At 66.7% G+C, this 11,187-nt stretch carries 10 protein-coding genes; 1 reads left to right on the top strand and 9 read right to left on the bottom strand.

Translation table 11 applies throughout. The features are described 5' to 3' along the window. On the top strand, positions 1-501 hold the full coding sequence (locus tag MFF55_RS24000) for a MerR family transcriptional regulator (protein WP_238246637.1): 501 nt from the start codon (positions 1-3) through the stop codon (positions 499-501). Positions 502-698: 197 nt separating this feature from the next. Here the strand turns inward: MFF55_RS24000 and MFF55_RS23995 are convergent, their stop codons facing one another. The 9 genes from MFF55_RS23995 to MFF55_RS23960 all read right to left on the bottom strand — a co-directional run bounded on the left by MFF55_RS23995 (position 699) and on the right by MFF55_RS23960 (position 10,996). Then, entirely contained in the window at positions 699-1,052 is a 354-nt protein-coding gene (locus MFF55_RS23995; RefSeq protein WP_238246636.1) for a hypothetical protein, read from the bottom strand. 109 nt (positions 1,053-1,161) lie between these two features. Then, positions 1,162-2,079, bottom strand: coding sequence for a cation diffusion facilitator family transporter (locus MFF55_RS23990; RefSeq protein ID WP_238246635.1), 918 nt, complete (start codon positions 2,077-2,079; stop codon positions 1,162-1,164). 257 nt (positions 2,080-2,336) lie between these two features. Continuing rightward, positions 2,337-5,594 carry an efflux RND transporter permease subunit gene (locus MFF55_RS23985; protein WP_238246634.1) on the bottom strand — a complete coding sequence of 1,086 codons (3,258 nt, stop codon included), beginning with the start codon at positions 5,592-5,594 and terminating at the stop codon, positions 2,337-2,339. Positions 5,595-5,606: 12 nt separating this feature from the next. Then, entirely contained in the window at positions 5,607-6,989 is a 1,383-nt protein-coding gene (locus MFF55_RS23980; protein ID WP_238246633.1) for an efflux RND transporter periplasmic adaptor subunit, read from the bottom strand. A 538-nt stretch (positions 6,990-7,527) separates the two neighbouring features. Next, positions 7,528-7,932 carry a hypothetical protein gene (locus tag MFF55_RS23975; protein WP_238246632.1) on the bottom strand — a complete coding sequence of 135 codons (405 nt, stop codon included), beginning with the start codon at positions 7,930-7,932 and terminating at the stop codon, positions 7,528-7,530. Positions 7,933-8,424: 492 nt separating this feature from the next. Beyond that, complete coding sequence (locus MFF55_RS26915) at positions 8,425-8,556, bottom strand: hypothetical protein (RefSeq protein ID WP_283206793.1); 132 nt, start codon at positions 8,554-8,556, stop codon at positions 8,425-8,427. A gap of 39 nt (positions 8,557-8,595) precedes the next feature. After that, entirely contained in the window at positions 8,596-8,850 is a 255-nt protein-coding gene (locus tag MFF55_RS23970; RefSeq protein ID WP_238246631.1) for a hypothetical protein, read from the bottom strand. Positions 8,851-8,951: 101 nt separating this feature from the next. Continuing rightward, the gene (locus MFF55_RS23965; RefSeq protein ID WP_306421470.1) at positions 8,952-10,280 is read right to left on the bottom strand and encodes an ATP-binding protein; all 1,329 of its coding nucleotides are present in this window, start codon (positions 10,278-10,280) and stop codon (positions 8,952-8,954) included. Next, a complete protein-coding gene (locus MFF55_RS23960) occupies positions 10,277-10,996 on the bottom strand; it encodes a response regulator transcription factor (RefSeq protein WP_238246629.1) in 720 nt (239 codons plus the stop codon). The genes MFF55_RS23965 and MFF55_RS23960 overlap by 4 nt, the downstream gene beginning before the upstream one ends. Positions 10,997-11,187 lie beyond the last annotated feature (191 nt).

The raw sequence follows: 11,187 nt of genomic DNA, 5'->3' as shown, positions 1-11,187 counted from the left end.
GTGCGCCGGGACAGGGCGCCGCGGCTGGCCATCGGCGCCCTGTCCCGGCGCACCGGCGTCAACATCGAGACAGTGCGTTACTACGAGCGGATCGGGCTTCTGCCCTCGCCCGCGCGCAGCGAAGGCGGGCACCGCCTCTACGGTCGGGGGCACCTGATGCGCCTGAACTTCGTCCGGCGCTCGCGTGAGCTCGGCTTCACGCTCGACGAGATCAAGGCGCTTCTGGAACTTGCCGAGAAGCGCGACCGGCCATGCGCCGAGGCGCGCGAGGTGGCGGCAGGCCACCTCTCCGACGTGCGCGCCAAGATTTCGGACCTACGGACGATGGAGCGGGTCCTCGCCGACATGGTGGCCCGCTGCGCGAATGGCTCTACGCCCGAATGCCCGCTCATCGAGGCGCTGTTCGATCCGACCTCGGGCAAGGGCAATGCACATACGGCCGGGCGAGCCAAGCCCAAACGGCCCAGCCCTCTGGTATCCCGCCGTGGCAGGAGCGGCTGAGGTCACTTCTCCCCTGCCTGCGACAGCCGGCGAGCCGCCAAAGCGGACAACGCTCCGACCGAGCAAGGCCGGGCACGCGAGGGCAAGCTGGTTTACTCCGGGCCGCCCGTAATCTCTTAAGAGCATTGCCGACAGGCTTTGGCCTCCGTTGAGCCTCGCGGCTTGTTTTCGACTTCCGGCGGCTCGTGGTCCGAGACTTACGTCCCACCGCCACGGAGGCGGCGGTAAAGAGCATGGACGGCGTCGCTGAAGTCGCCGGCCTCATGTTTCAGGCAGAAGTCGCGTAGGAATTCGGCTTGCAGCCCGAGGGGGAAGTCGGCCGGCGCCAGGTCCAGGCCCTCGTCGACCCCTGGCGGAGCCCGGACAAGGGCGCCGCTCATGAACCCTTGCGCCCAGGCGAGATAATCCCGCTCGGCCGACGGCGCCGCGGCGATCTCGGCGTTGAAGCGGGTGCATGTCGAGGCCCCGATGCCGACGATCTTGACCGACTGCGCCTGGGCACAGCTTGCCGATAGCAGGGCGGCCGCCGCCAGCGTCACCTGACGATGCATTCGGGATCCTTTCGTTCGGCGCGCCGGTAGCTTGACGGAACGGGCGTCAAAGGCTCGGCTTGTCGACATGTTTGCCGGGCGCGGAGGCGCCCGATCGCGGGTCGCGCGTTCAGACGGCGAGTTGCGGTGCCTCCCGGGCCAGCGCCTCGTCCTCGACCTGGATCGTGACGTGCTCGACCGCGTGGTCGCCCTTCATAATCTTGCGGACCGCGCGCACCACGGACGGCGCCTCGGCAAGGTCGTGCACCACCACATGCGCGCTCATCGCGTCGAACCCGGAGGTGAGCGTCCAGACATGCAGGTCGTAGACCCGGCGCACGCCGGGGATGGCCTCGATCCCGGACCGGACCCTGCCGAGGTCGATGTGGGCCGGCGTGCCCTGCAGCAGGATGTGGACTGCCTCGTTGAGGAGGTTCCAGGTCCTCGGCACGATGAAGAGGCCGATGGCGGCGCCGACGATGGGGTCGGCCACGCGCCAGCCCGTCGTCATCACGATGATTGCGGCCAGGATCACGCCGAGCGAGCCCAGCATGTCGGCGAACACCTCGTAGTAGGCGCTTCTGAGGTTCAGGCTGTCCGAGGTGCCGCCCGACAGGATGCGCATGCTCGCGAGATTCACGCCGAGGCCGATCACCGCGACGAGCATCATCGGCCATCCGAGGATCTCGGGCGGATCTACGAACCTCCGGTAGGCCTCGTAGAGAATGTAGGCCGTGACGAGGAGGAGGACGACCGCGTTGGCGAGCGCGGCAAGGATCTCGAAGCGCAGGTAACCGAAGGTCTTGCCCGGCGTCGGCGGCTTGGCGGCAAAATGGATGGCGATCAGCGAGAGTGCGAGGCCGCCCGCGTCGGTCACCATGTGCGCGGCGTCCGCAAGCAGGGCGAGGCTACCCGTCAGCAGGCCTCCCACCACCTCCGCCACCATGTACGCCAGCGTCAGGGCGAGCGCCCAGGCAAGCCGTGTCTTGTGACGACCCGCCGGCGTCCCGGCGGGAAGGCTGCCGCCATGCGAATGCCCGTGTCCCATTCTGTTCCCTTACCGGCGTCGGACCATGGATCACGCGTCCGGCTCGCCGACCTGTCGGAGATCCTCGCAGTGGACGGCCTCGTCCTGGAGGGGATTGCGCGGTTTGGACGTCGTCGCGGACGCGAACGGCATCCGTCTGATCTGCAGCGGCTGATGGTCGTGGGTGATGCATCGGGGCCTGATCGTGCCGGAATCCGCGGCCGATGACACTGACGTCGCCAAGACGAGGGCCGCGACGCCGAGGGTTGTAGCCTCCGTCATTCCGCTGCCACCTTGAACGGTGCCCCCGGCGCCGTCGTGGGCGCCGAAACCGTTCCCTTCGACCCGAGGGCCGGCTTCGCAAAGCGAGCGTAGAGGGCCGGCAGCACGACAAGGGTCAGGAGCGTCGCGCTGATGAGGCCGCCGATGACCACGGTCGCAAGCGGCCTCTGAACCTCGGCGCCGGTGCCGGTCGCGAGCGCCATCGGGACGAAGCCGAGGGAGGCCACCAGCGCCGTCATCGCCACGGGGCGGAGGCGGGTCATCGCCCCCTCCAGGATCGCCTCGCGCAAGGGTCGGCCCTCCTGCATCAGCTGCTTGATGAAGACGAGCATGACGAGGCCGTTGAGCACGGCGACCCCGGAAAGGGCGATGAAGCCGACCGCCGCGGGCACGGAGAACGGCATGTCCCTGAGCCAGAGGGCAATAATACCCCCCGTCAGCGCGAGAGGCACCGCGCTGAAGACAAGCAGCGCATCCCGGGGCGAGCCCAAGGCCGAGTAGAGCAGGAGGAAGATCAGGAAGAAGCAGGCGGGCACCACCACCATCAAGCGCTGACGCGCCGCGGCGAGGTTCTCGAACTGCCCACCCCATGTGATCCAGGAACCGGCCGGCAGGTTGACCTCCGCCGCCACCTTGGTCTGTGCCTCGGCCACGACGGCGCCGATGTCGCGACCACGGACGTTGGCGGTGACGACGATCCGACGCTTGCCGTTTTCGCGGGAGATCTGGTTCGGGCCTTCCGAGAAGATAAAGGAGGCCACCTGCTTCAAGGGCACCGAGGCGGCACGGCCGTCCTTGCCCGCTGGCAGGGAGACCGGCAGGTTCTTCAGGGCCTCGATATCGCTCCGGACAGTCTCCGGCAGCCTGACCACGATATCGAACCGGCGGTCGCCCTCGAACACAACCCCCGCCTCGCGGCCGCCGATGGCGGCGCCCACGACATCCTGAACCGCGAAATGACTCAGGCCGAGGCGGGCGATCTCGGCCTTGTCGACCTTGATTTCCAGGGATGGCAGGCCGGTGACCTGCTCGACCCGGACGTCCTGCGCGCCCTCGACACCGCGAAGGACGGTGGCGACCTGGTTGGCCGCCGGCAGCATCGTGTCGAAGCTCTCGCCGAACACCTTGACCGCGAGGTCGCCGCGCGTTCCAGCGAGGAGCTCGTTGAAGCGCATCTGGATGGGTTGCGTGAACTCGTAGTTGTTGCCGGTGACCTTGCCGACGGCCTTCTGGATGTCCTCGATGAGTTGATCCTTGGAAAGGTTTGGGTCGGGCCATTCGCCCTGCGGCTTCAGGATGATGAAGTTGTCCGACACGTTGGGCGGCATGGGGTCGGAAGCGACCTCGGCGGTACCCGTCTTCGAGAACACAAAGGCCACCTGCGGGAACGAGCGAACGACGCCCTCGACCGCGAGCTGCATATCCTGCGACTGCGTCAGCGAAGTCGAAGGGATGCGCATCGCGTGCATGGCGATGTTCTTCTCGTCGAGTTGGGGGATGAATTCCTGCCCGAGCTTCCCGAACAGGAGACCGCTCGCCAGGAAGAGCAGCACCGCGCCGCCGATGACCGGCAGGGGATGACGAACGGCGCCGCCGAGCGCCGGGCGGTAAGCCGCCTTGAGGCCTCGGATAAGGATATTCTCCTTCTCCTGGACCTTCCCCGTGATGACAATGGCGATGAGGGCCGGCACGAAGGTGAGGGAGAGGACGAAGGCGCAGGCCAGCGCGATGATGACGGTCAGCGCCATCGGGGCGAACATCTTGCCCTCGACCCCCGTGAAGGTCAGGAGCGGCACGTAGACGAGCATGATGATCGCCTGCCCGTAGACCGAGGGCTTGATCATCTCCTCGGCCGACCGTTGAACGGTGGCGAGACGCTCCTCAAGACCGAGCTTGCGCCCGAGCTCGTGCTGCTTCTCGGCGAGGTGCCGGAGCGAGTTCTCGGCGATGATGACGGCGCCATCCACGATGAGCCCGAAGTCGAGCGCCCCGAGGCTCATCAGGTTGGCGCTGATCCTCCCCTGCACCATGCCCGTCATCGTCATCAGCATCGCCACGGGAATGACCAGCGCCGTGATCACGGCCGCGCGGAAGTTACCCAGCAGCAGGAAGAGGACCGCAATGACGAGCAGCGCGCCCTCCGCGAGGTTCTTGGCGACCGTCTTGACGGTGGCGTCGACCAAGAGAGTGCGGTTGAGGACGGTCCTGACCTCGACGCCCGGAGGCAGGGTACGGGCGATCTCCTTGAGTCGGGCATCGACCGCGGCGGAGACCGTACGGCTGTTGCTGCCGATCAGCATCAGGGCGGTGCCGACCACGGCTTCCTCCCCGTTCTCGCTCGCCGAGCCCGTTCGCAGCTCGCGGCCGATCCGGACCTCGGCCACGTCGGCGACCCTGACGGGCACGCCGCCGCGGGTCGCGACGACGATCTGGCCGATCTCGTCCATGCTCTCGATGCGGCCGCCGGAACGGACGACGTAGCCCTCTCCGTTCCGCTCCAGGTACCCCGCGCCGCGGTTCTGGTTGTTCTGCTCGACGGCTTCCGCAACGTCCTTGAAGGAGAGGTTCAGGCCGATCAGCTTCGCCGGGTCCGGCTGGATATGGTACTGCTTCTTGTAGCCACCGATCACGTCGACGCCGGCAACGCCTGGCACCGTCTTCAGCTGTGGGCCGATCACCCAGTCCTGTACCGTTCGCAGGTAGGAGGCACGCTCGAACGGCTGGGCCAGGCGCTGTCCCTCGGGAGTGAGATAGCTGCCGTCCGCCTGCCATCCGGGCTGGCCCGGCTTGGCGGGCTTGCGATCCTCCGGCCTGCCGAAGTGGACCGTCCACATGTAGATCTCGCCGAGGCCCGTCGAGATCGGACCCATGTGGACTTCCGCGCCGGGCGGCAACGTGGCCTTGGCCTCCCCGAGGCGCTCGTTGACCTGCTGGCGCGCGAAGTAGAGGTCGGTGCCCTCCGAGAAGACCGCCGTGACCTGTGCGAAGCCGTTGCGTGAGAGCGAGCGCGTGTATTCCAGTCCGCGGATGCCGGCGAGGGCCGTCTCGATGGGATAGGTGACCTGTTTCTCGACGTCGAAGGGCGAGAGCTGCGGCACCACCGCGTTCACCTGGACTTGATTGTTGGTGATGTCCGGGACGGCGTCGATGGGAAGCCGAGTCAGCGAAAAGATACCGAAGGCCGCGGCCGCGAGAGAGAGCAGCACGACGAGCCAGCGCTGGCGGACCGAGAAGCCCAGGATGCGGTTGATCATGATCCGGACTTCCTAGTGGACGTGCTCGGCTTCGGACTTGCCGAGCTCCGCCTTCAGGATGAAGGAATTGGCGACGGCGACTTCGTCGCCGGGATCCAGTCCGAACACGACCTCGACGGCCTCGTCGTCGCCCTTGCCCAGCACAACCTCGCGCTTCTCGAAACCGATCTTGGTTCGAACGAACACAACCTGCTCGCCCTCGATGGTCTGCAAGGCGCCACGGGGCAGCCGCATGTCGACGGGCATCTCCTCGACCGCGACCTTGACGGTCGCGTAGGAGCCGGGCCGCCAGACCATGCCCTCGTTGACCACGGACGCGATGACCTTGGCCGAGCGGGTCTCGGCGTTCAGCATGGGGCTCACGAACACGATCTTGCCTTGGGTCGTCGGTCCCCCGTTGCCGGCTGTCAGGGTGACGGGTTGTCCCTGGCGGATCGCGCCAAGGTCTGAGGTCGGCACCGCGAGCTCGACCCAGACCTGGGAGAGGTCTGCGATGGTGTAGATCTCCTTGATCTGTCCCTCGCCGTTGACGGGCGCCCCGACGTCGACTTGGCGCTCCACGACCTGCCCGGAAATCGGCGCACGGATCTCGTAGCGCTGCAACCCGAGCTTCGGCGCCCGATCGAGGCCCAGGAGGTGGTCCTCGTGGCCCGAGGCCACCTTCGTCGACGCGGGCGGCGGCGCAGACAGGGCCGCGACCTCCTTGTCGGGCACCCCGAGGGCGGAGAGCTTCTGGCGAGCCAGATCCACCTTGAGCCGCGCCTCGATCAACGTGGTTCGCGCCTTGAGGAAGACCTGCTCGGCCGAGATGCCCTTGTCCCGGAGCGCATGGTCGCGCTCGAACAGGTTTTCCTGCAGTTCCTTACCGACGAAGGCCGCGATGAATTCGTTCTTCGCCTCCGCCACCTCGCGGCTATCGAGCACCGCGACGACCTCGTCCTTCCTGACCGGATCGCCAAGACGCTTGTGAAGCTCCGCGACGGTTCCGACGACGCGCGCCGCCACCCGGGCCACTCGATCTGCGTCTGGAGTGACGACTCCCGGGACGGTGAGCCTGCGCGAGAGGATGCCCTTTTCGATCGGCGCGACCTCGACCTTCGCGCTCGTGATCTGCTCCGGCGTCATCAGGATAGCGCCTTCGGGCGCCTCCTCCTTGTCGCCCGGACCATGCGCGTGTCCGGCATGGCCGGACGGCTTCTTGGCCGGACCATGCGAGTGTCCCGCGTGCCCCCCTGACTTCTCCGCCGGCTTCTCGCTTTCCGCCGGACCAGCTGCGAGGGCCATGATTCCGGTGGAGGCGGCCCAGGACCTTACTGTCTGCGGCAGCTCGGGCACGAAAGCGCCGAGCGCCAAGCCCGCACCGAGGGTCGCTGGGATCAACAGAAATCGAAACATGGTACGTTCCCACATTGCCACGACAGGCTTTGATCGGGACATGTCGCGCAGCGAGGGCCGGCGCGCGCATCGAGACGTGACGCCCCGGCCGTCGCCGGGACCGGAGGCATACGAGGACGGCCAGGCGCCGCCGCTGCGGCTCAGGCGCGAGGCGGCTTGTGCGGCGGCGTCAAGGCGCACGCGCAGGCCGGACGTTGAAGTCTCGGGAAGGCGACCCGTGACACCTCCGCCTTCTCCCGGAGCGCATAGTAGTCGGCCGCCACTAGCTGGTGACCGGCACATTGCGCGCAGTGATGCGCAACACTTTCGTCAGACGAAGACGGCGCTTCGGATGATGGCCCCTGCAAGGAATGGTGGGCGCCCACTGCATGGTCGTGCGGATGGCCTGCGAAAGCCTCTGTGACTGGCAGCGCCAGGAGCAACAGAACGACGAAGGCAAGGAGCCGGGCGGCCAGCAGCAGGCGGGTGCTGGCCGCAGCGCAAGCACTCCCCTTCTGCTGCATGGCCGATGCGAGTCCCACTGCTTGCCCTTGTTCCGCTATTTCGCGTCGACGCTATACCGTCCTTTGCCGGCATCGCCGGATGGCGATTTCAGCGTGACCGTCGCACGAACTTTGCCGTCGACGCTGAAATCCATCTTACCAGAAAGGCGGTTGTCCCCGGAAGGTGTCAATTCGACGGTCTTCTGCTCGTTGCCCTTAGCCAGCACCACGGCTGTGGCCGAGAACTTCGACGTGTCGACCTTCTTTTCCTGCCCATCGACGATGTACAGCATGAGGTCGGAGCCCTTCACGACGAGTTCCGCCTCGTAGGGACCGATGTCCTTGATCTGACCGCCGTTCGCCGCAGCGTGGGAATGGCCCTGCGCATGGACTATTGCGGAGGTCGAAAGCAGCGCGACCGCCGCGAGGGTCGTACGGAACACCCACTGTATCAATGGCATGCGTGTCATCCTTGAAGTCTCCCTTGCAAGTCTTGTCGTCGAATCGGACCTGACGCCCGCGTTCAGGCTCCCTGCATCGAACCCGATATCGCCGGATCTGTCATGCCGGTTCACGACAGGCCCGACCCTTCTCGAACCCTGCGTCGAGGGCGAAATTGCACATCACCGGCATGGGTGGCCGCGGCAGGTTTCCTTATTGATCAGTGGGCCGCGACATGAGGCATCCCCTCCTCGGCCTGAGACCTCTCGTATTCCTGCCGACGCCGGCGGTGAGGTTCGCCCGATATCACGAGGCCGGACACCGCCCGCTCAGGCATGACCGCGCAGGGCGCCAAGATCACGGTGACCACCGGTATCTCGTCGTCAGCCGACAAAATGGCCGTCGCGGCAGGGACGGGTAGGAACGCTGCCCTTCCAACAGCCCTTGCAACACGATGACGACGACCGGGAGGAATGGGGGGCCGCCCCGGCTCTGGGTCCGGGGCGGGCGGTTCACGGCACGAGAGGGGGCACAACCGCACCGCGAAGGCTTTGGACAGGAGCTGGCCGGCCCTCCGCGGCCAGGGCGTAACCGATGCCGCCGGTCAGCAGCACGAACACGACCACGAGGGGAAGCATCCGCATCGGTGCGTCCTCACGGTCACGTGGGGTTCCCGCCCCTGGTTACTTCTTGTCGTGAGAATGACCGTGGGCGTGGCCATCGTTGGCGGAGTGGACGGGCTTTCCGTCCCTGCCGACCTCGCGGGCCTCGCTCACGCGCGGATCGTCCCGATGGGACGGACCGCCGGAAACGCTGCCCGTATTGGGGACCCGGAGCTCAGGCCTGTCCGCGTTGCCGTGACCATCGGCGGCGAGGGCCGGGGCCGCGATACCCGTTACCAGGCCAATGGCGAGAAGAGCCGCAAAGGTCCGCGTCATGACGTTCGTCTCCAAGGTTCCGGCGTCCTCTCTGGCCGCCTGCGAGAGTGGAGATAGCAATCTTGGTTGACACCCGCGTGCCGCGTTCGTGACAAAGTGTGTCAGCGCTTCGTGCGCGGCAGCGACACCTGTGCCCGCAGGCCGCCTTCGGGGCGATTTGCCAGGGTGATGATGCCCTGCTCGTCCTCGAAGATCCGACGCGCAATCGTGAGGCCAAGCCCCGTGCCCCCGGTATTGCGGTTCCGAGACGCCTCAAGCCGGGTGAATGGTTCGAAGACCTTGGCCACGTCATTGGACGCGATACCGGGGCCGTCGTCCTCGACGGTCACCAGGAGTTCGTCCTCATCAACCACGAGCGAGAGACGGGCGCGGGTCCCGTAGCGCACGGCGTTATCGACGACGTTGTCGAGCGCGCGCCGCATCGCGACCGGGCGCACGGTCGCGAGGGCTCGTCCTGGGCCCTCGTAGACGACGTCTCGGCCGGCGTCGCAGGACGCATCAGCGATGCTCATCAGCAGGCTTGCGATGTTGACGACCTGGCGGGGCTCGGGATCGGCGTCGCCGCGCAGATAGGCCAGCGTCGAATCGACCATGGCCAGCATGTCGTCGAGGTCCGAGCCCATCGCTCGGCTTTCGGCCGGGTCGGCTATGCCGTCGAGGCGCAGGCGAAGTCGCGCGATAGGGGTGCGCAGGTCGTGAGAGACGGCCGCCAAAGCCTGGGTCCGTTCCGTGACCAGCCGATGGATACGCGCCTGCATCGCGTTGAGTGCCCGGGCGATCTCGCGGGTCTCGTCGGGGCCGGCCTCCCGAATCGGAACGACCTTTCCGTGTCCGATTTCTCCTGTTGCACGGGTGAGATCGCGAAGCGGACCCGCGATCCGGTGCATCAGGATGACGGCGGCGACGCCGACCAGGATGGCCATCGCCGTGGACAGGTAGGCCCAGGGTCCGATCCGGGCGAGGCTCGGCGCATGCGCGGAGCGAAAGGTCAGGAAGCTGCCGTCGGCCAATGCCAGTGCGCCGGTCAGGTCTTCCTGATGGGCGACCTCGTCGCCGACATCCATTGCAAGTGCGAGCCCCTTCCCGAGATCCGGGTCCAGGGAAATCATCCGGGTCCGCAGCGACCAAAGTCCGGGATCGGCCGTCTCGTCCTGGCTCAAGGGCGAGGTCGCGGACCAACTTAATTCAAAATGCGGCGACGACAGAGCCTTCGCCTCTGCGTCGCGCTCGGCCGGGGGCCGACGCAGGACCGCCTCGCGGGCCAGCGTGAGTTGATTGGCGACTTGCCTGGCGAAGGCATCGTCCGCCGCGGCCGCGGCGGATCGGCGATAGAGCAGCAACGCCCCGCCATGGACAGCGAGGATCGCCATGAGCAGCACCGCAACCGTGCGCGCCTCAAGACTCCTTGCCAAGTGCGCAAGGCGTCTCACGCGCGCTCGACCTTCGATGCCAGCATGTAGCCGGCCCCACGCACGGTCTTGATGACGGGTGGCAGGCCCTCGGGCGGTTCGAGCTTGCGCCGAAGGCGACTGACGAGGGTGTCGACGCTGCGGTCGGACGGAGAGGCGAGGCGGCCGCGGCTCATCTCCAGGATCTGTTCGCGGCCGAGCACCCGCCCAGGATGCTCCAGGAAAACAAGGAGCAGATCATACTCCGCGCCCGAAAGGTCGATCGCGGCGCCCTCCGGATCGGTCAAGATGCGGGCGCGCAGGTCGAGGCGCCAACCTGAGAAGGCCAGGCAGTCGGGCCTTGCGGTCGGCCCGCGAACCGGATGGGTGCCCCGCCGGAGCACCGCCCTGATTCGTGCCAGCAATTCCGCCCGCCCGAAAGGCTTCGTGATGTAGTCGTCGGCCCCGATCTCCAAGCCCACAACCCGATCAATCTCTTCCGTGCGCGCCGTAACCATGATGATGGGGACCGCGCTTGTCTCACGGAGTGTCCGGCAGAGATCGAGTCCCGAGCCACCTGGCAGCATGACATCAAGGATCACGAGGTCGTAGGCCACGTCGCTGGCCAATTGGCGCATCTCGTGACCATTCCGGCAGCCGGTCACGCGAAAGCCGTTCTCACGCAGAAGCTTCGTGATCAGCGTCCGTATGTCGTCGTCGTCCTCAACGATCAGGACATGTTGACCGGCCGTATCCATAGACCCCTTGATCTTCGGCGAATTCGGCTCCTGTGACGGCGGGGGGAACCTTTCGGCGCGCACCTGCGCTGATCGTCAGATCTCTTCGCGTCTGCCGTCCAGAGAACCAGTGACCCGCCGGGTTGTGGTTGATGCCAGCAAAAGGGCCGGATTAAGTGCAAACGGAACCCCCTGCTGACCCTGGTCAGCAG

Source organism: Methylobacterium iners (assembly GCF_022179305.1).
Classification (GTDB): Bacteria; Pseudomonadota; Alphaproteobacteria; order Rhizobiales; family Beijerinckiaceae; genus Methylobacterium; species Methylobacterium iners.
Note: the sequence above shows the minus strand (reverse complement) of the source record. Positions and strands in the feature narration are given on the sequence as shown.